Below are 23,946 nucleotides of genomic sequence, written 5' to 3' on the forward strand. Positions count from 1 at the left end.
TTCCATAATTTTCATCGAAAAAGAGAATCATTCATTTAAGAATGACTCTCTTTCAAAAAATTCATAGTTTCAACTTTTGTTCTCAAATTCTTTTCATTTATACCATTTTGACAAAAGTTAAACTGTTGTCCTTTTATAGATTTCGTCCGATCTACTATTTGTCCTAGATGATAACTTGTATGCTCCACTAAATGTAGTAAGTTATGAAGATCAATATGCTTTTTTTCTTTCCATACTTGCATATATGCTTTTCTCCATTCATCAAATATTTCTTCAACGTTTTTTAGCAAAACTTCAGAGCTTAGTCGTTTTACCGGAAAATACTCCTCAATTCCCTTTTCAAAAACTATATTTGGATTCTTATTACGCTTTGTATTTCTCTGTAAATGTTCACAAATATGCAGTACGATTCCACCAATTGAATTAATAGAGTCCCTTTGTTTCCACAAATCTTCTTCACTAATGAGCCTTATTGCCTGTACTAGCTTAGGTAAATAATGTTCCTGCATTCTATGATAGATAATTTTGTATACTAACTCCACCTTTTCTCCTCCCATTATTTCAACTACTGCACTGGATATTTAGCAAATAAAAATTCCCGAAACTCTTTATCATTCATAAGCATTGTAATTTTTTTGTTATTATCGTTAAGGAACTTTACTACTTTCATTTTATCCCATATATCATCTTCTTTTGGAAAATCATCAAATTTTTCATACAAGATTGATAGTATTTCTTCTCTTTTCATCGTAAATTTTTTATTTTCTACTTGAAACTCGTAACCTTTTGCATTTGGTACTAAAATCGCTAGATAAATAACGTTAAAGAGAAAATTCTTCTTCATCGTATCCTTACCATCAAACCAATACGTCTCAACCATATCTTCTGTAAGGGCTCCATCCCCTCGTGCACCATAGTTCACCTTTATACTTTCATTCTCTAAACTTATACTTTGAAATGTTTCACCACCGGGTAAATGATTAACAATTGCAACCACATCTGAGTTATTACCAACATATGTCCCAGCATATTTCTTAAAAGCACCAGGTTCAATATCAGATATTTCTTTTATTCTTTCTCCGCTAGAACAAGCAGTAATAAATAAAAAAATTGTTAGCATAACAACCACATTACGATGCATATATTTCATTTAGCATCCCCCATTTTTATCGATATTTCGTTCATTACAATACTTCTTCTCAAAACCCTTTAAAATATACGCATTTTAATCAAAATTAAAAATTTTCACTTTTTATGTTTACAATTATCCATTAATTGTATATAATTACTAACGTAAGAAAAATATTCTAAAAGGAGGTCGAAGGAAATGATGAAATTACAATTACATGCTTTAACTTTAGCGTTAACTGCATCTGTGTTTTTCGGACAATTAAATATGAATTCGACCACCCTAACGGAGAATTGAAAATCGTACTTTATTTCTATTAATTCATAAATTCGCCACAGGAGGTCGTATACTTTCCTGTGGCTTTTTCACGCCCAGCCATAGGAGAACGATATCTTCCTGTGGCTTTTTCGTGCGATTTTTTAGTCTCATACATTATTTTTTAAAGAAAGGAGCAACATTCGATGACTATTAGCGTATTGTTTTTAAGTATTACGATTCAAAGAAATAAACTTTCCAAAGCTGAAATTCTTCATAATGAGCAAATTACAAAAGCTATGAATGATGTTAAGGAGCGCCAAGTGCTTTATTGCGATCACCTGTAATTCCTTTTCGAAAGGAGGAATTCGTCTATGACTTTTCATATTTTCTTTTTTACGACAGCACTTCAGAAAAAAACGTTATCTGAAGCTGAAATCTTTCGTAAACAACAATTAAAACAAACTATGGATAAAATAACGGACATTAAAAGTTCGTATTATACACAAATGTACTAAAAATATTTTTAAAAGGGGCAATATCCTAATGAAATTCAAAGCTTTCTTTTTAACTATCACCATTCAAAAACGTAAATCTTCAAAAGCTGAAATCTTACGTGAACAACAAATTAAAATTATTATGGACGAAGTAAAAGAGCTTCAGTCCTCTTATTACAATCGCCTTTACTAAATACATTATAAAGGGGTAATTTCCTAATGAAATTTAAGGCTTTCTTTTTAACGATTACCATTCAAAAACGCAAACTTTCAAAAGATGAAATTTCTCGTGAACAACAAATTAAAAATATTATGGATGATGTGAAAGAGCGCCAGTCCTCTTATTACAATCGTCTTTACTAAATACATTATAAAGGGGTAATATCCAATGAAATTCAGAGTATTATTTTTAACAATTACCATTCAAAAAAACAAACTGTCTGAGTCTGATATGCTTCATGACCGACAAATTGAGCAGGCTATGTACAACGTAAAAGAACGACAAAGTCATTATTGTAGTCACCTGTAATTCCTATTCGAAAGGAGGAATTCATGTATGAAGTTTCACCTTTTCTTTTTAACCATAACGATTCAAAAAGAAACTATATCTGCAAATGAAGTAAAACAAGAGGAACAGTATAAAAAGATTATAGATGAAATTCGTGATCGTAGAAGCAAGTACTACACTCACCTATAATTGTTTGAACTTATATTAGAAATGAAAGGAGTCGATTATGATGTTAATGACGCGGTGTAAAGAAATGATTTGGATAGTTCAGAGAGATTCCACATAGTTTATAAAATTTATTTAACAAAAATTCACTGCCTGATTTGATGTGTAAAAAATATATAATAATAAGTATTTCATACACTCAAAAAAATAAAAGATACACCCCTTTTTATTAAGCGGTGTATCTTTCTCAACATATTCTATTTCCGTTTACTTCGTTTCGTCTTAAACAATCTCACTAAGTTCGAAACAACTGTTTTTGTTACCGCATAAGCTGGTACTGCTAAAATCATTCCGATAATTCCCGCGAAATTACCTACCCCTAAAATAAGGATGATAATTGTCAACGGATGGATGTTTAATTTTGAACTCATAATACGCGGTGAAATGATGTTACTTTCAAACTGTTGTACGATTGTTACTATAATAATTACGTACAGAGCTTGCATCGGAGATACGAACAGACCTATAATGACAGCTGGTGCTGCTCCGATAAATGGACCTAAGTTCGGAATTATATTTGTAAATGCTGCGATAATTCCTAAAACGAAAGCATACGGTAAACCGATAATTAAATAACCAGTAAATGTAAAGGCACCAATAAACATACAAACTAGCGCTTGACCTTGAATATATGCAGATAATGTTTCGTTCGTTTCCTTTATGATACGAAGTCCTTCTTCACGGTAAGACTCTGGTAATACACTAACAGCTTTTCCTGGAAATGCATGTCCATCTTTAAACATATAAAATAAAATGAACGGTACTGTAAAGATAACTAACGCCACGTTCGTGATAATACCAAATAAAGCCGTTGCACTCGACGTAAGTGTGTTTGGTATTTCCTTTAAGTATTCAATTGCATTTTTCTCAATTGTCTCAATGGAAACGTAGTTTTGTGTAGATAGCCATTCAAATAATCTATGATGGGATAGATCTTGTATGTATACTTTTCCCTCTTTTATGTAAGTCGGCATATTTTTTACTAAATCCATTAACTGTTGTGAGATGGTTGGAACGACTACTCCAATAGCAACTCCAGTTAATGTAATGATAAAAAGGTACAGTAGTAAGATTGCTAAACCTCTAGGTACTTTTTTATTCTCCAAAAAGACTAACACAGGGTTAAATATGAAGTATAAAAATAGCGCGATTAAAATTGGGAAAAATAATGTTGATATGAAGATACCAATTGGTTGAAATAGAAACGATATTTTTGTGCAAATAAATATAATTCCTACAACCATCAGCACTTCTAATGTCCAAAAGTGCACTTTCGATTTCAAAAAAATGTCCTCCTTTAAACTAGCACTTCTCTTCATTGTACCAAATTAAACTTAGATTTCACATAATATTTTCCTTTACAATATTCCAAAATCCCATTAAATACACTACAATGAGATTACAGACAAATTTGCAGGTAAAGGTGATAAATATGACACAATGCATCATTTGCAGAAAAGATACGAAAGAACTTAGTGAACAATATGTCATTCCAGAGATATTATGTGGATATTATTTCATAAACTCAATTTGTGATTCATGTCATGAACATATGACAACAAATATTGATCGTCCTTTAATTAGACATAAATTAAGTCAATATAAGATTGAGCAAATGAAAAAACAAATCGATTCCCCTCTCTATACGAATGAGCATGGTGAGGAGCTAGCAGCCGCTGAGACAGATGTAGTCGAAGTAAGTGATGAGATACTTTATTCCAATGCATTAATTATGAAACTATGTAAAAAGCACGATATTTCATTACATAATGAAATTTGGAAAGAAGAGCGCGTAACAAAAGTAGCTAGTTCTATTCAACGTGAATTGCTTTTAGATAACCGTAAATATAAAATGAGTGTATTAAAAATGGCTTATACTTTTGCTGTACAAACAATTGATGGCTACTTTGACGATCCAGATGCGATTGATATTTCTACCATTCTATTAAATGCCGATTTCATGGAATTAAAGGAAAAGAGTATCGTTCGTGACTTAAGCAAAAGCTCTTTATGGAATACATTAAATACAACGAGCGAAAACCATTACTTTATTTTACTTAGTGATAAAGACGGTCTATTCTGCTTCATTCGCCTATTTGATATTTTTGATGTTGTTGTTCATTTATCAGAAAAAAGATACAATCTTCCATCACCAATTGTCGGCGTAAATAATGTAGACAAAAAAGGATTTTTTGTGGAAAGTTTAAAACAGTATATGGATGGGCTATTTAAAGAAACTACACGTTCTATTTAATCGAAACCAGAACATACGGTCTCCTTTCTTCATGAAAAGACACTGTGTTATAATGAGTATGAAAAGAACAATACAATCACATAAAACAATTGAAACCTGTATATAAATAAAAAAGACTAGTGTGCGGCTACACACTAGTCCACGTAACTTAGCAGATTGGATTGTTCATTTATCCTATTTGTTTCGTACAAACACAACAACCCACATTCTATAGGCATAGGTGGGTTGTTATTTTTTGAGCTTGTCAATTAAGACGACAATAAACGTTAACAATGCAATGAGAAACAGTCCACCTTGCAATAACAACGAAATTTCACTCACTTATTATCACCCCCCTCCTACTCGGAGAAGTGATAATTGAACAACCAACCGTACCTTAAGTTACTATTTAATTTTACCATATTTTCTAATAGTTTACGATGAAAACCCGCAAGTGAAATACTTGCGGGTTTTTTATCCCGTATTAACAGGCAGTAAACAAAATGAAGCAAATCATTGGTGAAACTGCCTGTTAATGCCCGATTGGTTCAACCAATAATCCTTTGGGACAATTCACCCAAAGGATTAAAATTTCACTTTATTTCTCACTATTTTTTTAATGCATATGCATCCGCAATCATTTCACCAACAATTTTATTTTCTTGTTCCTTTTCGTCTTTCAATAATGGAAATAATAATTCTGCTACTTCATACGCTTCTTCTAAATGCGGATATCCTAATAAAACAAACGTATCAATTTCTAACGCTTCATATTCACGGATCTCCACTCCCTTGAGGAAAGCGAATTCTTTCGTTTCATTCATTATATTGGTCCGTCAGCAAATCTAAACAGAGCGAAACTACCTGCACTAAAAGTTTGTATTGCTCCAGTTGTATTTACACCATTTTCTATAGTTACTGAAGTTGGTGAATTATTAAAAATGCTTATTGTAGTGCCAGCAGCATAATTAGCTACCTGTGATATTGTAATCATACCTGCACCATTTGCATTTGAAGCTGGTACAATAGGAACACCATTAATTGCAATTGCAAAATTAGAATTTGGTGCTGTGCCTACATTAAAGTTTAATTGGGCACTAAGATAATAAAGACCAGGTGTAACTATTGTAAAGGTATCTACGTTATTATAAGTTATTCCGACAACCTGTATATTTGGCCCAGGGGCCGTAGGAAGTACTACAAGACCCCCACTAGCAATTGTTTGCGTATTAATACTACTATTTGCGAATGGTTGTAAAATAGCTGCAACTACTCCGGTTGGTCCCGTTGGGCCGGTTGATCCGGCTGGTGCGGTTGGTCCCGTTGGCCCCGTCGATCCTGTTGGTCCTGTCGGTCCGGTTGATCCCGTTGGTCCCGTCGATCCCGTTGGTCCCGTCGATCCCGTTGGCCCCGTTGGTCCCGTTGGTCCGGTTGATCCCGTTGGTCCCGTCGATCCCGTTGGCCCCGTTGGTCCCGTCGGTCCCGTCGATCCCGTTGGTCCCGTTGGTCCAGTTGATCCCGTTGGTCCCGTCGATCCCGTTGGTCCCGTCGGTCCGGTTGATCCCGTTGGTCCCGTCGATCCTGTTGGTCCCGTTGGTCCTGTCGGTCCGGTTGATCCCGTTGGTCCTGTCGGTCCGGTTGATCCCGTTGGTCCTGTCGGTCCGGTTGATCCCGTTGGCCCCGTCGATCCTGTTGGTCCCGTCGCTCCTGTTGGTCCTGTCGGTCCGGTTGATCCCGTTGGTCCCGTCGCTCCTGTTGGTCCTGTCGGTCCGGTTGATCCCGTTGGTCCCGTCGCTCCTGTTGGTCCCGTTGGTCCTGTCGGTCCCGTTGGTCCAGGATCTCCTGTTGGCCCAGTTGGCCCAGTTGGCCCAGTTGGCCCCGTTGGTCCCGTTGGTCCCGTTGGTCCAGCTGGGCCGGTTGGGCCTGTGCAACATGGGCCGGTTGGACCGGTTGGACCTACAACAAGAGGCGGAAAAGCACATGGGAAATGACATTTGTGTTTGTCAAATCGCTTCAAAATACTCACCTCGTATTACATGTTTTTACATCTCTCTACATAATAATAATCAAGGGTAAAAGAATGCATGTACAATAAGAGAAAAACCAAAAAACACCATAATTAATTCATTTATCCCCTTATATGTATTAGATCCTCATTCAAAGAATGAAACTCCTTTTATTTTATCGAATACATCTAAGATTGACATAACATCATATTAAAGGAACTTTTGAAACAACAAAAGAGGTACTATTTCGGTACCCCTACTCATTTGTATTTTGATTCACTGCTATTTCTTTGGAAAATAGGATATCTATGTTTTTTGAAATACAAATGCCTCAGACATTTTCTACAGCAGCTGACAAGTTTTGACCTAGCAAAATATAAGCTTCGGCGTCAGCGTCATGTATTTCAGTGCTCTGTGAAGTAGAAATATACTCATCAAACGCACGGGTAAGATCTCCCTTCATTATCCAACGAACCGTATGCGGAAAAATAGCTACTAAGTCGGCATTGATATTTTGGAGCAACGGATACTTTGTGAGTAGATTAGCAATTTGCGAGTTAATATTCAATTTTTTTAACGACAAAGGTCGCTTCTTTTTGATATCTAAAAAAAGCAAAAGTAGCTGGTCATCCGGCTTATTTACGGCTTGATAAGCAATAATTTCCATTTCAGTTAACGAAGGATCGTCTACATTACAAGTTTTATACCAAGACTGAAAACGCTCAATAATGCTATTGTAATCTTTTCGTAGAACATATGGGATTATATCAGGAATTTTCAATAGTAAATACTTCAGCGTTTCTTTTTTAATAAATTGAGATAAGTGTGGATATATGGTCACAAGTATTTCAACAGTCATTTCAGCGCTTTTGTAGGCTCGATATTTTTTTTGTGCAAGAAGCCAGTTTATAACTGGCGTACGCAGCTTTAAATCCAGCTCTTCATCAGAAATATCGATTTGTTGGAATAATTCTTTCGTTTTTTTGTGGGTTAATACATCATACAGACTTTGTAGTTTTGCATAGCTCGTCAAGGTTTCTTGAAGTATAACGGTTATCGTGTCGTTTATTCCGTTATAGTAGACAGCATGAATAAACTGGTTGTTCTGTGGGCTGATGAATCCGCACTTATCAATCAGAAATGCACGTGCTGTATCGTCAAGTATACGGTCGCAAGTAATACGAGTAGCATCCAACTGATACGAAGAAGATTGTAGATTCATATAGTATTTATGTAACGAGTCTGCTAGGATACCTACACGTCTGGCATTACGAAAGTTTTCAATTGCAAACAGTGTATCTGCACCGTAGTGCATATCTGGCATACGTGAAAAATCAAATTTTCGTAAAACCGATACTTTGTAAAGTTTGCACCATACTGTCCTCATAAACTGATGATAATCCGAAAAATATGTGTTAAACATTTCTGGTGTATCTAATATGAGGTTTTGACCCAATCTGCGAATAGCAATTAGATCCTTGCTTGTTTCATCGATAAAATCATGTCCACAAGCGGCAACATCGAGATCGTAATTCGATATAAATTGCACCATGCTCTTCAAGAAGTTCGGTTTATATTCATCGTCTGCATCGAGAAAACAGAAATAATCACTTTCATCGTAATTCTCAATAATTTCTGTCCAGCTGTGCTCTCTTTCATGAACATGATTCTGCTTGTTTCTAAGCGCAATAATACGCGAATCTTTGGAAGCATATTGTTTTATGATTTCTCCTGTTCCATCTGTCGCAGCATTATCCAATAAATGCCACACCCAATTCTGCTCAGTTTGGGCAATAACACTTTCAATCGCACGCGCCATCGTTTTTTCCGCATTATATGCATATGTGTAGAAAATACATTTTTTCAAGCAACATCATCCCCTAATCATATAAAAATATTTTTCATGAATTCATGGGGGTTTTTCCCAGTTATTATAGATTATGTGCATTTATACAGAATGTTTCTTTGTCCATAAAGAAGGACTTCTTGTAGTTCCCGAAAAAGCGTGTGCAATTTAAAGCGGCCAGCGTGCAGGCGCTGGCTATATTAATTCGGATGATTCGCATATCTTCTGGCGACCTCATTATATTACTGCCTCTTATGAGCTAGGTAATTCGTCATATATTCTAGTTGCCTTTCAAAGCCCTTAAAGCGGTTTGATGTGATGTTCTCACACATACTTTGCATAAAAGCGAACAAAGATTTTTCAATATCTTCAGCAATTTCCGGTGCGCGTTTTGATAGGTATTTAGCCCTCGTTTGATACATCACCAAATACTCATCGAGTAATTCTGGAGTCATCTGCTTGTTGTGTATAAACGCCGTCATGTTGGACGAGTGCTTCCTGAAATAATACATCGCGATATTCCATACAGCTATTCGCCCCGCCCGCTCAAATACTTTGTAGATAACGTGAATGTCATCCACCAGTACATTATCCGGAAATGAAAGTCCCATCCACAAACCGCGCCGAAAGATCTTGGTCGGCGGCGCGGCGTTGTAAAGCTGACGTTTTAATAGCTCTCGTAATCCCTGCAATCGGTCAAAAACGAACCTCCCATTGCAAACAAAGTATGGCTCTAGCCTATCCCCGAAATCATTATAGCTACCGCACATCGCAATATCGGCATTTTCTTCACGTACAAGGTCGGCGAGAAACGAGAGCATCGATGGCTCGCATCGGTCGTCGTCATCCACAAATACAACATATTCGCCCGTAGCGGCAGCAAGACCGCTGTTACGTCCATACGATGCTCCGATGTTTTTCGAAATTGTTAATAATTTCACCCGCGCATCCACTTCCGCGTAACCAGTACAGAGTTCCGCTGTACCATCGGTTGAACCATTGTTGACTAGAATCAGCTCATAATCACTGAATGTCTGATTCTGCAAGGATTCCAGCATGACTGGCAGATACTGCTCACGGTTGTATGTAAGCAATATAACGCTAATAAATGGCATAGACACCTCTCCAGATGTTAAAATTCAACGAAAAGCAAATCGCTTTCGTCAATACCAAGCCCTATAAACTGTCTCCGAAGTTCTTCCCTCACATTTTGGTATCCAGATACAATCAAGATTGTTATTGGCTTATCGTCAACTATCTTCGTTACAGCGGTAGGGAGGCAAACAGGAACTCCATCAGCTAACATTCCATTTTTTTGTACATCGTTATCAAAAAAACCAGAAAAAGAAAGGCCACTTGCCTCAAAAGCAGTTTTTAAATATAAACCAATATGGCCGGTTGGAGCAATATATATATTGCCCCCCTTAGCTAAAACTTTCCTGGCTATTTGCTCGATTATGCTACGGTATTGTACCTGCAAACGGGCAAGACCCACCGTAGCCTCCTCTGATAACAGAGTACTAATTTCAGAACAACCGTTCCTTTCTGAGGGTGTGATCGTATCTTTCAAATCTTTTCGGTTCAAGTATTTATCTATCTCGGCAGCGCTTTCGCTTATTTGTTCATTACTCATGGTGCATAACGCAGCAATGAGTTGGTAGCGAAATTGTTCCATATAGACGTGGACAAAACCGCGCTCTTGTTCCGTTTTTGCCACACGGCGCATCAACAACGACAAGGAGAGCAAAAGCTTGAAGCACTCCGAAATAGCCTTGGATGGAGTTATCCTTGTAATTGATGATGAATGCACACGGTACAAGTAAACCAACGTGTCAACGTAGTGTACCAATTGTGCCGATAGCAAAGTACGGACAGATATATAGACATCATGATAAATATTTGATGGCGTCTTTAAACGTTTTATGGGCACATTATAATGCTCCCGTAATTTTCGTGAAAAAATCAGTCGCCACGTTGCTACATTAAACGGCTGAGCTTCAGTTAAGTATTTAAGAACTTGATCTTTACTTTGACCGTTAATACGATTAGTTTGATAAATTGTATCAGTAAAATTGATGACATTATCCTCTAAAACCGTACTGAATCGTCCGAAAAGCACATCTGGAGCACTGTTTCGTAAAATTTTTACGATTTCCTCATATGCGCCCGGGGCCAACATATCGTCGCCATCTACATAATGTATGTATTGCCCCCGTGCTTTCTTTGTTCCGTATATAACCGCCTTGCCAAAAAGCGGCTCACCAGTTAGCGCGTAATATCGTATCTGTTTATTATGTACTGCGTACTCTCTGCAAATAGCATCGCTCCTGTCAGTAGAGTTGTTATTGACCAAAACGATTTCATAATCATCAAAGGGCTGAATAATGATGCTGTCCAAACACGCGCCAATATAACGCTCTAAATTGTATACACTTACGATAAAACTTACAAGCGGCCTCTGCCCAGATATCCGCATATTTACACCTCTTTTATGATACCTTTTTCATTATTTCCGTTCATCTCTAAATACCTCAAATACCGTTCTACCCCCGTACGGGTATCCACTGATGGCGTGTAATCCAGTACTGTTTTTATTTTGCTCAAATCCGGACAGCGGCGCTGTGGGCTGTCCGTATTGTAATGTTTGTCTGTATGCTCACTAAATATGATTCTCCCGTTATATCCAAAGATACAATTCCCAACGGAACGATATATCTCCGCTAATTCCAGAATTGTCATTTCTTCCGTGTCGTTACCGATATTGAAGATATCGTATCGCGCATACAACGCACATTTCAGTGACGCGAGTGTGGTATCCGAAGCATAACAGAAGGTACGAGTCGCTTTACCGTCGCTGTACAAGACAATCGGTTTATTTTGCAAAATATTCATCGCAAAATCCGCTGGGGCACGTTTATCATTTGTACGCAGTCCGGGGCCGAAGCTATTGAACGGGCGTAACACCGTCACTGGGAAGCCTTTCTGATAATGAAAATTATAACAGAGCGTTTCGGCGTACCGCTTTGATTCATCATAGCAGGAGCGCGGGCCGGAGCTGTTAACGTTGCCCCAATAGCTTTCTGGCGTTGGCACCATTTTAGGTTCAGGATCGCCATAAATCTCGCTAGTGGAGTAAAACAATAAATTGAAAATGCCTCTGCCACTATAAAAGTCAAGCAGGCGCCGAAGCCCGACAACATCGGCATCCATCGTTTCGATTGGATGCAATCTGTAGTATACGGGAGATGCCAGCGACGCCATATGAAAAATAAGGTCCGCGTCGCCGGCAAACGAAAAATCCTCTCGAGTGACGTCGCCCTCGTGCACCGTAAACAGGGGGTAGCTTTCTATTGCATGAATCCAATTGGGCTTTCTGAAAATATAATTATCAAGCACGTATATGCGTTTCACACCAAGGCTTTGCCCATATTGGGCAAAAAACTGTACCAGCATAAATCCAAGAGAGCCAGCAAAGCCTGTTATTAATATTTTCCTTCCTTTCAAAGCGCTGCGCTCGTACTCTGTTAATCCATCCATGATACGCCGTAAATCATCTAGTAGAATTCTGTTATCCGGCATATTGTTCACCATTCCTTATCTATACCAAATGTTTTGCCACTCCAGTCCAATTAACACTCAATTTTCTAAGAAATATCTGCAATCGACGAAGCGTGTATCCGAAAAGGTCTTATCAATTCCTTTAAATTCTTCCCAAGCAGTTACAAGCGCGACCGTGCCGCAAGCTTGGCACACCTCGTGCGCCGACTTGCAATAAGTAATGGAAAGTCTGTACGTGTTTTGAAATTCCCGCATGGCAAGTGGATCATAGGTATAGATATTAACATAACCGTCGCGTATCAACGCTCTGATGATCTTCACCGCTGGGCTATCACGAACGTCATCAGTTCCTGGTTTAAACGACAGACCGAGTATACCGATTTTCTCAGTTTTCTTGCCTGCCGTACGGGCAATTTTCCGAGCAGTCAAGTTCGGCATTTCATTATTAAGAGAAATTACACCTTCCAGTATTCGCGGCGTGAATCCCCGGCTTAATGCTACAGCGTCAAGGGCAGCTGTGTCTTTTGGAAGGCAATACCCACCGTAACCACAGCCTGGATATATGTAGGTACTGATTTCTGCACCAGCAAACCGGCTGTCCTCATACAGAATGCGAAACGCCCTTGCCGTTTCGATACCGCCAACTGCATCTGCGAGTAGAGCCATCTCATTCGAGTAACTGATTAGCGTTGCAAGTAAGGAGTTTGATAAATATTTAATAAACTCTGCCGTGTTAGGCTCTACAAAATGAAGCGGTGCGCCAAACGGCATATAGAGCTCTGTGAGCACATTCTTTGCCATATCGTCAGTCACACCACAGACAATTCTGTCAGCGTTCATAAAATCATCCCAACACCTACCCTCACGCAAAAACTCCGGGTTTACCACAACTGGATTGTTTGCCCCCTTCGCACGGACATACGGCGTAACTCGTTCGCTAAGCGTTCCCGGTGGAATCGTGGATTTTACGACAAGCACACAGGCTTGGGAAACTGTTTCAAGAACTCTGTCAATTGCAAAGAGCAAATGTTCCAAATCCGCACTACCGTCAGCTAGACTCGGCGTTCCAACGCAGAAAAAACAGATGTCGCTCTTATACACTGCATCTATTGCACTGTTCACTAAGTTGAATGTTTTTCCAAGATTCCGCGCGAGCGCGGAATCCAATCCCGGCTCGAAAAACGGGATTTTTCCGCGGGATATCTCTGCACAGTGCTCTTTGTCAATGTCATATCCGTACACAGAAAAACCTTTGTCTGCAAAACCCAGCGCAGTGGTCAGCCCGACAAATCCAAGTCCAAATACGGCAATACGCATTTTCTCCTCCTCCTATCCCACATACAATATGGTGTCATAATAGCTATTCCCATGTTCACAGCACACAAATATATAATCATTCTGAATACCGAGCATTGTCTTCAGCAATTCTCGGTATTCCTTGTCTTCAAAATAATAGTCAAGTGAAATATCGAAACGCTATATTCCTCTATACTAGTTACGCTGTATATAAGTGACGATTCCGCAGTCCCTTTGGCACCAGTGTGACATTTTTTTGGGACGGACAGCCACCAGTTCATAATTACATATACGGTACTTTATACTATCTCCGCACTATCACCGAAAAGATTGATGCTTTAATCCACCCACACTTTCCACTTTGCCTTGCCACTCGCCCAATCCGCTTCAAGTACCCCTTTATCCCGAGCCGTATCCATGCAGGACCAGAATTTGTTATGCTTATATACACCAAGCTTGCCATCCGCGCTCAAGCGCTCAAGTGGGCTACGCTCAAAAATCGTTGAATCTCCATCTATATAATCAAAGACTTCGGGTTCCATCACCATGAACCCTGCGTTTATCCAAACACCGTCTTCTTGCGCCTTTTCATGAAACCCAGTTATTGTCCCGTCACGGTCGTTGATGTTAAGAATGCCAAACCGTCCACTTGGTTGAATCGCGGATAATGTGACAATCTTTCCTGAATTTTCGTGCGTCTGCACGAGTTTTGTCAAATTAATGTCACTGACTCCGTCGCCGTAAGTCATCATAAATCGCTCATTGCCGATATAGGGCGCGATGCGCTTAATACGTCCACCAGTCTGTGTGTGTAACCCCGTATCAACAACGGTAACTTTCCACGGCTCCGCAACGTTTGCATGTACAATCATCTTGTTCTCGGCTGTAAAGTCAAATGTCATATCGCTGTGGTGTATGTAATAGTTGGCAAAGTATTCTTTAATCATATGTCCCTTGTAACCGCAACAAATTATGAATTCATTGAAGCCATAATGAGAGTAAATCTTCATAATATGCCATAAAATCGGTGCATCGCCAATCTCTATCATCGGCTTAGGTCGTAAATGCGATTCTTCACTTATGCGAGTACCAAAACCCCCCGCGAGAATTACTACTTTCATATAAACCTCCATTCCAGCCTTGCCAGCACAAATAGAAATGAAAGAAAACTACCGGGCCACCTAAATAGTTGTATAATTTACTTTTGGAGAAGATAAACTACAAAATCCAGGAAGGTGCATGCAAGCTATCTTCTCAATTTAAAACAGTGTAAGAATCATAGTTAGTGGGTCTAAGGAACGAAAGCTAATCATAGTTTTAGCTTCTCGTTAAATGTATGATGATTCCGTCAATGTCTGCTCCCTTATACTTTAGTTCAAAGAAAGTTTTTTATATCCCACTCTGAGCATGTTGATAAAAATAGCGTTGACAGATGTAATGACCGTGAATAGGGGCTTGGTGAGGCCAACGACAAACATTACAAAAGTATGAATGTGGTCAAAGGTCAGTGTGGAACACATAAAATTAGATTCTGCCGATAAATTCAATTATTCTTAAATTATTTCTATGAAATTTTATATATTTTATGCATTTTAGAAATTATACGGACGATCTTCCCTATAACACGCAACTGTATAACTTCCTCTAAAGATTGTTAGTTTTACATCGTTCACAGTCATTGTAAAAGGATACTGTACTTTATGAAATAAAACTATATTTCGCGCTTGCTTTTCTAGTAATGAACAAGTGTGAGCAACTGTTGTAGAAGCATATCAGATTTCCTTTTCTATAATCTAAATTCCTAATGTTCGTAATCTATTCATGTTCTCTGTTTCCCCTTGTATGATTCAGTTCTGCTTTTAATTGCATCCCCTTATTATAGTAATTAAAAATTATTATGTTGCTTATTTTGTTAAGTTTGTCAAAACAACAATATAATTTCCATTCATAAAAAAGCTCCTTCTTATCTAGAAGGAGCTTTTCACTAACCATGATTCATATTTTTTAACTTCTAACGGAAGCTCATTCGTTTTTAACCACTCCACAGCTCTACACACAAGTGGAGATGAGTTTTCTTCTGAAATATTTACTATAGGAACCCAACTCGCTCCTAATGAATCCTGTCCTTCAAATTGTTTAGGTACAATGAATTCACCATCGTATTTTTCAACGCAGTATAGAACTGCGATATGATGTACATGAGTATACTCCTCAAATTTTGATGGGAATTGAAAATCAATGGTACCTATTTGTTTTACTACCTTCACTTTCAGCCCAGTCTCTTCTTCTATTTCTCTATGAAGTCCAGCTAATAATGATTCCCCATCTTCTAAACTACCATCAGGTAGATCATATCGGTTTCTGTATGGCCCTTTAATTTTATCGATTACTAATAATACTATTATTTTCGATACAAATGCCGTACACCAAACGCACGATGATATTTAGGAGCTTTACTCATGTTTTAACTTTCCCTTAACTACATCATAAAATTTCCGTTCATCGTCTACATTTAAGTGAATACGACTTACTGTTTTAGAAAATCCATATGACAACTGCGCTTTAATTGGCTCTTTTAACGTTATTTCAAAAGTTGGAGGTTCCTTTATAAATTCCATAACAGTTGCGTCAAGAACCTCTTTCTCTTCTTCTTTCGTTAAAGATTCGCCTTTATAAAACACAATGTTATCAATTTGTGTAAATGGTAAAACGATTTTCTTTCCTAATCCAATTTGAATAATCACTTTTTCTTCCGCAACGATAATTGGATTTTTACGCATCGCTTGTATTTCAGCTAAAAAATAAAACATCGCATATATGTTTAAGATGAGTAAAACCCAAGCTATTACTGGATTCCATTGATGAAGTAAATAATGAAAACCGATACTTTCAATTAATGTTGCATGAATAATCATGATATAAACACCTATTGTACCGGTTTTTTTATGATATGAGTATGTGGATTCACTTTCTAATACTTTTTCACGCCACGATAAAAAAGCATAATAGAGTAATTTACACTCTGTTAGAATGATATTTACTGTCTTACTTCTCTTCATATTAGCATCAAATGCTGCATCAATCGCATAAGAAAATGAAGAATACTCACTTCTATATTCTTTATATCGTTTTATTATTTTAGGAAGTACTCTTATAATTTTATATATAAGAAACAGTTCAAAACATACGAACACAATTTCTCCAGCAACTATTACATACGAAATAAATGAAAAAGCTTGTAAATAATCACTAGGAATTATAAATCTTGCGAATACATATCCAGCTATAACTACAGGAAACATATACGTTAACGAATATCTTTTCCGTATAATAAAGAAATATGTGATGACTGGAATTACAAACATAAAATCTAATAATGAACCGAGGACTACTTCTTTCGGGGCAGCTGGCACTATTGGCAGGGCATACAATAAATAGTTTGATAACATAATTAAAGATACGAGTCCAATCCAAATGCCTTTTTTCCTTCGTGAAATTGATGGATTCATTCCTTCTCTCCTCTATTCAAAAACCTCATTTAAATGGTCTTTATAAAATGAAATAGCACGTTCAAATTCTTTTATCTCATCTACTTTCACAACTGTCTCTAACAGTAATTTCATCGCTTCTTCATGTTCGTTTACGTTATATTTTGCTAATGATAAAAACACTTTCATCACGTCATTTTCCGGGAACTTCTTTATCCCTGCTTCTAATAAAGTAATCGCTTTATCATATTCCCCTATACAACGATACGTACTGCCAAGACCGATATACGCACCGCAAAGGGATTCACCATCAAGTCCGTTCGCAATTGCCTGTTCATAATACGGAACCGCCTCCGTTTCAAGACCCATTACATCATGTATCCAAGCGCATTGATATAGTACTTCTGCATCCCTCGTAAAGTTTGTTAATCCTATAAGTATCTCTCTAGACTGCGCATATTTCTTTTCATTTCTAAGTTTAATAGCTTGCTTTAATAAATGTTCCATACAATCCACTCCTCACAAAATGTTCATTATGCATATATCATGTATTACACATTTACGAGCAGCTAATGGCCTATTTATTCCATTGACTCAATTTAATAATTAGTGAGGGCTAAGTTCCCCCACTAATTTAATATTAACTCCATTACATACTATGCGACTGCATCTCTTTCTAAAAGCTTAAATTTACATAGTAGTGATACGATTACATAAATGCTCTAACATATTAACAATTTCTTTTGCAGTTTCATCTTTCCCATTACATAACTTCACATTACCGTCTTGTCCAATAACGTGATGCACAGCACCGCGAGAATATAAAGAATGCGGTGAGTTTGCTACCATTACACTTGCTTTTGCATCTTCCATTCTTTTACTTGCTCTTTCAATAAGTTCTGCTTCATTTACGTCACTTTCAAGTTTAAAGCCAACGAGTATCGTTTCTGGATCCCAACTCTTTACTTGTTTTAATACTTTTGGCGCTTTTTGAAAATGAATAATTGGAGCGATGTCACTTGAAATCTTTCCGTTCATATTAAGAATATTTCCATCTTGATCACAAATCTTTTCGACAACCCAATCTGAGCCAGCAGCAGCCATAATAACTGCATCTACTTTTTCATGTGTAATAATACTTTTCATCTTATCTTGTAAATCAATAATCCCCTCAAATGGGTGCAATTCTAATTGGTTATTTACATCCATTGGCTTCTCAGCGAAATAGCCATGCAAATATATTACATGTGCGCCCTTTGTCATTAGCTCTTCCGCAATAATTCTTCCAATCGTACCTTTTGCTAAATTTGTATGCCCACGTACTTGATCCCATTTTTCTAGGCAGCCGCCGCTCGTAATTAATACTTTTTTCTCCTGCATAATAACCATCCCTTACTGATTTTTCGCACGAAACCACTCTGTTCCAAAGTCAACTGCATCACGCTGCCTCATAAAACGGCACGTCGCATTCCCTATCTTCCCACGCGTAACTGTTCCTTTAAGCTCATATTCAACTCCGATTTCTACAAACGTATCAGAATCGTAATCCATTTCAACGAATTCTTTCCATACTCTTACACCTTCTTCTATAATAGGTGCTCCTACCTTTATTAACTCGCGTGCACCTGTACGTACCTCAGATAAATGTATAGACGTATTAGAGTCATAACCAACACCAAGTAATAATATGTATCCATCTAAATCGTATATTTTTCGTAATGGCGATTCTTCACCAAAACTTATGGAAAGTGAATGATTCGCTGTAATTTCTTCTGCGTGTTGCCCCCATGCTGCAAAACTACTGAGTGGATGATTACTGCGCAATACATTCGGATATGTACGAAAACATTCAACTACTTCTCCCATTGCCCTTGTTGGTGTTATACGTGGATCAAATGCTGGGACGTTATCCCGAATAATTTGCCACCATTCTTCTGGTACAGGTGGTCTTGACCAATGTTTTGGATCGGATAAATCCGAAGATTGCGTCGGCATAATTATCGTTCCTTCTTCTGTAACAACTTTCATTAACGCTTCTACTACAGCCACTGCACCGCCTGATATCCAACCGATTGAACTTAATGAAGAATGTACAATAACTGTCATTCCCTTTTCTATCCCTAATGCTTTTAAATCATTTGTAATTGTTTCGATTGTATTTGGAAATTGTGTATTCGCCACTATGTCATTCATTTTCACGATTGTTCCCCCATTTTGCTTTAAACTAATACATACATATATTATCATATTTTTCTTAATTTTTAACATAATCATACAGATTACTATAGACCTATCGTTCTTATCATATCGGAAACAGTTAAATTATGGTGTATTTATTTAAAATTAATAAAGGAAGGTGCACACAATGAAGAAAAGTATATTACCCCTTTTCATATTAGGGATTATTAGCTTAAGTGGCTGTACTTTTTCTAATAATGAATATGAAAATTTTTGGGTGTTAGAAAAATCTAGATATAACGAAGGTGGATATGGCCCTTCAAACTTATATGAAAAGGCACAGGAAGATCCAACTATGATTCATTACTCAAACGATAGCATTAGTGAAGGAAAAAGGATGGTATATTTAGCATTTGGAGAAAAGTATAAAAACGATAAAATTACAGTAAAAGAAGTTACAGACGAAAAAGATACATCAGTTATCGTCTTACGTATTGAAAAAAACAAAGGAAAAGATAAAAAACCCTGTTATGTATATCGGTGTGCCTAAACTTAGAGATTCTATTAAAATTGTAGATGAAGATGGTATGAAAATTTTTGAAATGAAACAAAATGAAAGCGTTACATCAAAGCAATGATCACTCTAGCACTCTTAATTCAAGCTTTATACTCATATGAAAGAGCCCATCACAAATGATGCGCTCTTTGTTAATTACCTTTTAATTCAAATGTTGCTACCCTTCAATCGTAACTCCAGTAAACATCGATAAATTCCCTGTTATTCTTTCACCTACTCGTAAAAACAGTCCAGCGGCTCTTCCGCTAATACAATGAGAACCGATAAGTAGTTTACCAGTATACGGTCCATCCCACGTATCAATTGTATAGTCAGGCATGTCTACATATTGCTGATATATTTTTCGTTGTTCAAAATAATACTCTGTTTGATCTTCAGCTAATAGTTCATCATTGTCATAAATAGATACTCCGCCGCCTTCGCGACCAAATAACGGTTTTGAAACATATGATTCTTTTCTTTCTAAGAATCGTTTATTTGTGAAATACGTTGGAAGGAAGTATTTCTTAATGATCTCTCGCTCTTCTTTTTCAAAGAAAACTTCATCTTCATAAAGTTGCCAAATTAATGCGAGCATACCTTTATTTTGCATAACAAAAGCAGCCGGCGGGTTAATAATTTGCACCTTTCCTTGTGCGATATGATTTAAAAATTGCAGACCGATTCTTTTACCATTTTTATCAGTATCTGAAACTAAATATTCAATTGGATATAAACGATATAAGTATTTAATTTTATCGCCTGCCGGGGTGTATATTCCATCATCTGCAACAACGATATCTTGTATTGCTACATAATCGGTTTGTTGCTGTAAACAATAACTTCTTAAAAACTGAACGGTTTGATGATCTTCATCATGCCAATCGTAGCCTGTAAAATAAATCGTTTCGTTAGGACTTATTTTGTAATCATGTTTAATTTGTTCCCAAGCTTGAACGACGTGTTCTTCAATATGATTCGGATGATTCACATCGTGATATCGACACAATACTTCATTAGCGACAGATGGTTCTAAATAACCTGTCGGAGTATCGCAATTTACTTCAATTAATTTAATATCATCATGATTTACGATGAAATCAAGCCTTGTAAAATATGAAAATAAACCAGTATGTTTCATTCTTGCAATTTCCCACGTCTCTGGTGGAAAACCAAGTTTTTGAAATTGTGCTGGTGTATTTGTAATGTATTGATATGTTTTATATAACACATACATAATTTCTTCTGTCGCTTTAGAAATTGCAGTATATGTACGTACTGGCATACGATACATACTAGTTGCCATATATTGATTCCATTCTTCACTCTCTAACAAACTCGGCCATGTAAATCCATTTCTACCAGCCTCTTCCGCAAGAGAAAACCAGATTTTCATATACTCTTCCTGTTCTTTTTCTGTATACATTTCTCCATTATCCTTTCAAATTAGGATCCAGCTGGTGCTTTTGCGTTTCCAATTCCATTTGAACCAGAATTCACTTTTGGCGTTTGTGTAGTAGATGATTTTGACGTATTTGAATCTGGCGTCACTTTAGTTGAACTGTTCGGCTGTTGCTTATTCAAATCCACTTTCTTTGAAGAATCATTATTACTACTAGTGCCACCGTAATACCCACCACCACCGCTGCCACCACTTCTTCGCTCATCCTTTTCACGGTATGGGATAATATTATTTGCATATGGTCCCTTTGTAAGATTTGGTTTCGCAGTATTATACATATTCGACGTCTTACTTGCTAATAAATATCCAGCAACGAACGGAAGTATTGGCAAATGGGAACTCTCATTATTAAATGAAGCGGGTGAATTATTATCTCTACATAATTCTTCTTTTTCTATATTTCCCGTCGTTGGCGCTTTATCATCACAATTTAATTTTTCTTGTTCGCTTTCTTGCTTCGTACCATCTGTTTTTACCGCACTACTTTCTTTTTGTGCACTCTCTTCATCATTATCAGCACATCCTGTTAATAAAAAAGATGACACTCCTATTGAAGCTGCAATTTTCACAAATTTACTTTTATCCATTCTCATGGGTTATACACCTAATTTCTATTTATCTATATTTTTCCAATTATCTTTATTATATACTGTAAATATCATTTTTTTCAAACTAAACTAAATATGTAAAATTACATATTTCACATACTTTTAAACTGTTCATTCTCGAGATAGCAATGAAATCTTTCCACCCCTGGATGTTTTTCTCCTAGACTTTCAATCTTAAAGTTACTTTTCTTGTAAAATCCGATTGCCTCTGTATCTGTCTCAGCCTCAATATATGTTAACTCATATTCCCTAATTATTTCTTTAATCATTTGAAGTGCAATTCCTTGATTGCGATATTTTTCATCAACAGCTATGTGACACATTCTCGCTCTATTTGTATGAATTAGCGCTATACCTATGCAACCCTTATTCCCATATTTATATAGCACTGCCTGATCATTTTTATACATTGAAACTGCTTTAAATAAGCTTGCTTCACTCGGACCGGTCGCATGCTTTAATACTTTTTTAATGGGATCTATTTCTAAATACTCAACACGTTGTAACATCCTATCTCCATCCTTTCTCATGAAAAAAGATTAGCTCTTTATTGAAAAAGAGCTAATCTCATTACGCCGTTATTTTCTCTTCTTTTTTCACAACTACAGCTACATAACTATGAAGTATCATTCCGACAATTACAAGACTCATTCCAACCCACGATAAAGAAGACGGAATTGGAGCCGATAACCAGATCAGCTCTCCTACTAATGCAAATAAAACTTCACCAGACTGTGTCGCCTCGACTGTTGCTAATTTTTGCGGATCATCTTTTACAAGATCTGTCGCAAAGAAGAATAATACCGTTGCGATTAACCCTGAACTAACTGCTACAATAAAACATTGGAAAACTTGACTACTTGACGGTAGTCCGCCTGTTGATACTTCATAACCAGATAGTAAAAACCAAAATGGTAAACTTGCTAATGTCATACCGAGAACTCGTTGGAAGACATCTAATTCGCCCTTACATACTTGCATCATTTTTCTATTTCCAAGTGGATATGCAAGCGCAGCAATGAGTACAGGAACCACACATAAAATGGTTTCACGAATCCCTAAAGAAGACGCGTGTTCTACTTGCATAAGAACAACACCGAATAAAATAATACATGACATTACTAATTCCTTCATTGGAAGTTTTTTATGTAATGGGTCTACCGCAAAAAATGGTGTTAACAAAATCCCTGCAACTATTGTAATTTGCCAAGTTGAAGCAACAAGCCACCCCGGTCCAAACGCACCCGCGAAACTAAGTGGTGCATAAAAGAGACCAAATCCAACGATACTCCATAACAACCACTCTTTCGGATTGTTTTTCATATATTGCAAGAGTTGTTTTAAATTCCCTCTATACATGACAATAAGTAAAAGCATTGGAACCATAAAGTAATACCGTAGTGATGCACTCCAAATCCAACTCCCGCCCCCTAAGTCCATCGACCGGTTTAACACAAAGGTAAAGGCAAAGAAAAACGATGCCAATATCCCTACTGCAATAGCTTTCATTATAAAACCCCTTATATAGTTTCTTTTTCTACTATATAACAAAATGAATATAATTAATATTCAAAAATTTAATCATACATGCGGTCTACTTCTATATAACTTTCGTAATCGACTAATATGAGCTTGATGGTACCGATTATGATCGGCTATATGCCATATTCCCCACCTTATAGTCGCATTTTCTCCCTTTTCATAAAAAACTTCTCGTGTTAAATCATTTTCTGCTAGTTTCATACATTCCTCATAAAACATATGTTGCACAGCTTCATAATCTAGCATTAATTCTTGTAATTTGTACTTTCTTAAACTAGGCAATTCTCCCATTTCATTCAACATTGGTCCATATTTTTTTTCAAGTTCAGGCGGAACTCCCTCTCCTTTTAAACGGTACACCCAGTGTAAATCGACTACTGCTAAATGCTGAATTAGCTGTCCAATGTTATTTTCATTATTTTCAGACCCTTTATAGGATAGTTCGTTCTTTTCAATACCTTCGACTAACCTTTGCAATCTTTCAAATGTATCCCGAACAGTCGCATACAAAATTGCCACGTTGGGGTTCATATCTTTTTCTAAATGGAGATCTTTCATG

At 37.1% G+C, this 23,946-nt stretch carries 27 protein-coding genes and 3 pseudogenes; 8 read left to right on the top strand and 22 right to left on the bottom strand.

The annotated features are described in order from the left end of the window. Positions 1-35 precede the first annotated feature (35 nt). Entirely contained in the window at positions 36-542 is a 507-nt protein-coding gene (locus I6L50_RS20530) for a hypothetical protein (RefSeq protein ID WP_219302728.1), read from the bottom strand. A 23-nt stretch (positions 543-565) separates the two neighbouring features. Next, positions 566-1,150 (bottom strand): DUF4825 domain-containing protein, encoded by a 585-nt coding sequence (locus I6L50_RS20535; RefSeq protein ID WP_219302730.1) that lies wholly within the window; start codon positions 1,148-1,150, stop codon positions 566-568. Between the two features lie 440 nt (positions 1,151-1,590). Between I6L50_RS20535 and I6L50_RS20540 the strand changes: the two genes are divergently transcribed. From I6L50_RS20540 to I6L50_RS20565, 6 genes are read left to right on the top strand one after another with little or no spacing between them, the layout of a single operon-like run. Then, positions 1,591-1,731 carry a YrzI family small protein gene (locus I6L50_RS20540; protein ID WP_002065958.1) on the top strand — a complete coding sequence of 47 codons (141 nt, stop codon included), beginning with the start codon at positions 1,591-1,593 and terminating at the stop codon, positions 1,729-1,731. Positions 1,732-1,758: 27 nt separating this feature from the next. Continuing rightward, positions 1,759-1,902, top strand: a complete 144-nt coding sequence (locus I6L50_RS20545) for a YrzI family small protein (RefSeq protein WP_000142704.1) — start codon at positions 1,759-1,761, stop codon at positions 1,900-1,902. Between the two features lie 28 nt (positions 1,903-1,930). Continuing rightward, a complete protein-coding gene (locus I6L50_RS20550; protein ID WP_219302732.1) occupies positions 1,931-2,074 on the top strand; it encodes a YrzI family small protein in 144 nt (47 codons plus the stop codon). Between the two features lie 26 nt (positions 2,075-2,100). Continuing rightward, entirely contained in the window at positions 2,101-2,244 is a 144-nt protein-coding gene (locus tag I6L50_RS20555; RefSeq protein WP_002013394.1) for a YrzI family small protein, read from the top strand. A 25-nt stretch (positions 2,245-2,269) separates the two neighbouring features. Further along, a complete protein-coding gene (locus I6L50_RS20560; protein ID WP_000672237.1) occupies positions 2,270-2,410 on the top strand; it encodes a YrzI family small protein in 141 nt (46 codons plus the stop codon). 27 nt (positions 2,411-2,437) lie between these two features. Further along, positions 2,438-2,578 (top strand): YrzI family small protein, encoded by a 141-nt coding sequence (locus I6L50_RS20565; protein ID WP_002065956.1) that lies wholly within the window; start codon positions 2,438-2,440, stop codon positions 2,576-2,578. Between the two features lie 233 nt (positions 2,579-2,811). Here I6L50_RS20565 and I6L50_RS20570 read toward each other — a convergent pair whose 3' ends face one another. Further along, positions 2,812-3,897: an AI-2E family transporter gene (locus tag I6L50_RS20570; protein WP_002136851.1), complete on the bottom strand. Its 1,086-nt coding sequence runs from the start codon at positions 3,895-3,897 to the stop codon at positions 2,812-2,814. Positions 3,898-4,046: 149 nt separating this feature from the next. On the opposite strand from I6L50_RS20570, the gene I6L50_RS20575 reads away from it, so the two are divergent. Then, positions 4,047-4,868 carry an HNH endonuclease gene (locus I6L50_RS20575; RefSeq protein WP_000189680.1) on the top strand — a complete coding sequence of 274 codons (822 nt, stop codon included), beginning with the start codon at positions 4,047-4,049 and terminating at the stop codon, positions 4,866-4,868. Between the two features lie 228 nt (positions 4,869-5,096). Here the strand turns inward: I6L50_RS20575 and I6L50_RS20580 are convergent, their stop codons facing one another. From I6L50_RS20580 to I6L50_RS20645, 14 genes and pseudogenes are all read right to left on the bottom strand, one after another. Continuing rightward, positions 5,097-5,189: a putative holin-like toxin gene (locus I6L50_RS20580; RefSeq protein WP_087942988.1), complete on the bottom strand. Its 93-nt coding sequence runs from the start codon at positions 5,187-5,189 to the stop codon at positions 5,097-5,099. Between the two features lie 266 nt (positions 5,190-5,455). Then, positions 5,456-5,629 (bottom strand): annotated as a pseudogene (locus I6L50_RS20585) (alkanesulfonate monooxygenase); the annotation flags it as partial. A 41-nt stretch (positions 5,630-5,670) separates the two neighbouring features. Next, positions 5,671-6,864 (bottom strand): collagen-like protein, encoded by a 1,194-nt coding sequence (locus I6L50_RS35690; protein WP_219302733.1) that lies wholly within the window; start codon positions 6,862-6,864, stop codon positions 5,671-5,673. A gap of 320 nt (positions 6,865-7,184) precedes the next feature. Further along, complete coding sequence (locus tag I6L50_RS20595) at positions 7,185-8,720, bottom strand: glycosyltransferase family 2 protein (protein WP_219302735.1); 1,536 nt, start codon at positions 8,718-8,720, stop codon at positions 7,185-7,187. Between the two features lie 221 nt (positions 8,721-8,941). Beyond that, positions 8,942-9,814, bottom strand: coding sequence for a glycosyltransferase family 2 protein (locus tag I6L50_RS20600; protein WP_219302737.1), 873 nt, complete (start codon positions 9,812-9,814; stop codon positions 8,942-8,944). 17 nt (positions 9,815-9,831) lie between these two features. Next, positions 9,832-11,175 carry a glycosyltransferase family 2 protein gene (locus I6L50_RS20605; RefSeq protein ID WP_219302739.1) on the bottom strand — a complete coding sequence of 448 codons (1,344 nt, stop codon included), beginning with the start codon at positions 11,173-11,175 and terminating at the stop codon, positions 9,832-9,834. A 2-nt stretch (positions 11,176-11,177) separates the two neighbouring features. Then, complete coding sequence (locus I6L50_RS20610) at positions 11,178-12,278, bottom strand: NAD-dependent epimerase/dehydratase family protein (protein ID WP_219302741.1); 1,101 nt, start codon at positions 12,276-12,278, stop codon at positions 11,178-11,180. 57 nt (positions 12,279-12,335) lie between these two features. Further along, positions 12,336-13,574, bottom strand: a complete 1,239-nt coding sequence (locus I6L50_RS20615; protein WP_219302743.1) for a UDP-glucose dehydrogenase family protein — start codon at positions 13,572-13,574, stop codon at positions 12,336-12,338. Positions 13,575-13,891: 317 nt separating this feature from the next. Continuing rightward, complete coding sequence (gene rfbF / locus I6L50_RS20620) at positions 13,892-14,674, bottom strand: glucose-1-phosphate cytidylyltransferase (RefSeq protein WP_219302745.1); 783 nt, start codon at positions 14,672-14,674, stop codon at positions 13,892-13,894. Positions 14,675-15,520: 846 nt separating this feature from the next. Further along, a pseudogene (locus I6L50_RS20625) lies at positions 15,521-16,014 on the bottom strand (NUDIX hydrolase). Beyond that, complete coding sequence (locus I6L50_RS20630; protein ID WP_219302747.1) at positions 16,007-17,062, bottom strand: hypothetical protein; 1,056 nt, start codon at positions 17,060-17,062, stop codon at positions 16,007-16,009. The pseudogene I6L50_RS20625 and the gene I6L50_RS20630 overlap by 8 nt, the downstream one beginning before the upstream one ends. Positions 17,063-17,074: 12 nt before the next feature. Continuing rightward, complete coding sequence (locus I6L50_RS20635; protein WP_002013416.1) at positions 17,075-17,548, bottom strand: tetratricopeptide repeat protein; 474 nt, start codon at positions 17,546-17,548, stop codon at positions 17,075-17,077. A 183-nt stretch (positions 17,549-17,731) separates the two neighbouring features. Beyond that, positions 17,732-18,421, bottom strand: a complete 690-nt coding sequence (locus I6L50_RS20640) for a phosphopantothenoylcysteine decarboxylase domain-containing protein (protein ID WP_219302749.1) — start codon at positions 18,419-18,421, stop codon at positions 17,732-17,734. 12 nt (positions 18,422-18,433) lie between these two features. Next, on the bottom strand, positions 18,434-19,234 hold the full coding sequence (locus I6L50_RS20645; protein ID WP_125930143.1) for an AAC(3) family N-acetyltransferase: 801 nt from the start codon (positions 19,232-19,234) through the stop codon (positions 18,434-18,436). A gap of 172 nt (positions 19,235-19,406) precedes the next feature. Between I6L50_RS20645 and I6L50_RS20650 the strand changes: the two are divergent. After that, positions 19,407-19,857 (top strand): annotated as a pseudogene (locus I6L50_RS20650) (hypothetical protein). A 96-nt stretch (positions 19,858-19,953) separates the two neighbouring features. Here the strand turns inward: I6L50_RS20650 and I6L50_RS20655 are convergent. The 5 genes from I6L50_RS20655 to I6L50_RS20675 form a co-directional block, all read right to left on the bottom strand. After that, the gene (locus tag I6L50_RS20655) at positions 19,954-21,201 is read right to left on the bottom strand and encodes a glutathionylspermidine synthase family protein (RefSeq protein ID WP_219302751.1); all 1,248 of its coding nucleotides are present in this window, start codon (positions 21,199-21,201) and stop codon (positions 19,954-19,956) included. 20 nt (positions 21,202-21,221) lie between these two features. Further along, positions 21,222-21,830, bottom strand: a complete 609-nt coding sequence (locus I6L50_RS20660; RefSeq protein WP_219302753.1) for a hypothetical protein — start codon at positions 21,828-21,830, stop codon at positions 21,222-21,224. A 107-nt stretch (positions 21,831-21,937) separates the two neighbouring features. Next, a complete protein-coding gene (locus tag I6L50_RS20665; RefSeq protein WP_219302755.1) occupies positions 21,938-22,354 on the bottom strand; it encodes a GNAT family N-acetyltransferase in 417 nt (138 codons plus the stop codon). Between the two features lie 61 nt (positions 22,355-22,415). Continuing rightward, positions 22,416-23,354 carry a DMT family transporter gene (locus I6L50_RS20670; RefSeq protein ID WP_219302756.1) on the bottom strand — a complete coding sequence of 313 codons (939 nt, stop codon included), beginning with the start codon at positions 23,352-23,354 and terminating at the stop codon, positions 22,416-22,418. Positions 23,355-23,426: 72 nt separating this feature from the next. Then, positions 23,427-23,945: a DinB family protein gene (locus tag I6L50_RS20675; RefSeq protein ID WP_219302758.1), complete on the bottom strand. Its 519-nt coding sequence runs from the start codon at positions 23,943-23,945 to the stop codon at positions 23,427-23,429. Position 23,946: the final 1 nt, after the last annotated feature.

The sequence above is a fragment of the Bacillus sp. FDAARGOS_1420 genome (genome assembly GCF_019344915.1).
Taxonomy (GTDB): domain Bacteria; phylum Bacillota; class Bacilli; order Bacillales; family Bacillaceae_G; genus Bacillus_A; species Bacillus_A mycoides.

What these genes read in the sequence shown, in the direction of transcription:
- I6L50_RS20535 (WP_219302730.1), bottom strand. Translation starts at nt 1,150, where the DNA reads ATGAAATATATGCATCGTAATGTGGTTGTTATGCTAACAATTTTTTTA.
- I6L50_RS20540 (WP_002065958.1), top strand. Translation starts at nt 1,591, where the DNA reads ATGACTATTAGCGTATTGTTTTTAAGTATTACGATTCAAAGAAATAAA.
- I6L50_RS20545 (WP_000142704.1), top strand. Translation starts at nt 1,759, where the DNA reads ATGACTTTTCATATTTTCTTTTTTACGACAGCACTTCAGAAAAAAACG.
- I6L50_RS20550 (WP_219302732.1), top strand. Translation starts at nt 1,931, where the DNA reads ATGAAATTCAAAGCTTTCTTTTTAACTATCACCATTCAAAAACGTAAA.
- I6L50_RS20555 (WP_002013394.1), top strand. Translation starts at nt 2,101, where the DNA reads ATGAAATTTAAGGCTTTCTTTTTAACGATTACCATTCAAAAACGCAAA.
- I6L50_RS20560 (WP_000672237.1), top strand. Translation starts at nt 2,270, where the DNA reads ATGAAATTCAGAGTATTATTTTTAACAATTACCATTCAAAAAAACAAA.
- I6L50_RS20565 (WP_002065956.1), top strand. Translation starts at nt 2,438, where the DNA reads ATGAAGTTTCACCTTTTCTTTTTAACCATAACGATTCAAAAAGAAACT.
- I6L50_RS20575 (WP_000189680.1), top strand. Translation starts at nt 4,047, where the DNA reads ATGACACAATGCATCATTTGCAGAAAAGATACGAAAGAACTTAGTGAA.
- I6L50_RS20600 (WP_219302737.1), bottom strand. Translation starts at nt 9,814, where the DNA reads ATGCCATTTATTAGCGTTATATTGCTTACATACAACCGTGAGCAGTAT.
- I6L50_RS20605 (WP_219302739.1), bottom strand. Translation starts at nt 11,175, where the DNA reads ATGCGGATATCTGGGCAGAGGCCGCTTGTAAGTTTTATCGTAAGTGTA.
- I6L50_RS20610 (WP_219302741.1), bottom strand. Translation starts at nt 12,278, where the DNA reads ATGCCGGATAACAGAATTCTACTAGATGATTTACGGCGTATCATGGAT.
- I6L50_RS20615 (WP_219302743.1), bottom strand. Translation starts at nt 13,574, where the DNA reads ATGCGTATTGCCGTATTTGGACTTGGATTTGTCGGGCTGACCACTGCG.
- rfbF (WP_219302745.1), bottom strand. Translation starts at nt 14,674, where the DNA reads ATGAAAGTAGTAATTCTCGCGGGGGGTTTTGGTACTCGCATAAGTGAA.
- I6L50_RS20630 (WP_219302747.1), bottom strand. Translation starts at nt 17,062, where the DNA reads ATGAATCCATCAATTTCACGAAGGAAAAAAGGCATTTGGATTGGACTC.
- I6L50_RS20635 (WP_002013416.1), bottom strand. Translation starts at nt 17,548, where the DNA reads ATGGAACATTTATTAAAGCAAGCTATTAAACTTAGAAATGAAAAGAAA.
- I6L50_RS20640 (WP_219302749.1), bottom strand. Translation starts at nt 18,421, where the DNA reads ATGCAGGAGAAAAAAGTATTAATTACGAGCGGCGGCTGCCTAGAAAAA.
- I6L50_RS20645 (WP_125930143.1), bottom strand. Translation starts at nt 19,234, where the DNA reads ATGAATGACATAGTGGCGAATACACAATTTCCAAATACAATCGAAACA.
- I6L50_RS20655 (WP_219302751.1), bottom strand. Translation starts at nt 21,201, where the DNA reads ATGTATACAGAAAAAGAACAGGAAGAGTATATGAAAATCTGGTTTTCT.
- I6L50_RS20660 (WP_219302753.1), bottom strand. Translation starts at nt 21,830, where the DNA reads ATGAGAATGGATAAAAGTAAATTTGTGAAAATTGCAGCTTCAATAGGA.
- I6L50_RS20665 (WP_219302755.1), bottom strand. Translation starts at nt 22,354, where the DNA reads ATGTTACAACGTGTTGAGTATTTAGAAATAGATCCCATTAAAAAAGTA.
- I6L50_RS20670 (WP_219302756.1), bottom strand. Translation starts at nt 23,354, where the DNA reads ATGAAAGCTATTGCAGTAGGGATATTGGCATCGTTTTTCTTTGCCTTT.
- I6L50_RS20675 (WP_219302758.1), bottom strand. Translation starts at nt 23,945, where the DNA reads ATGAAAGATCTCCATTTAGAAAAAGATATGAACCCCAACGTGGCAATT.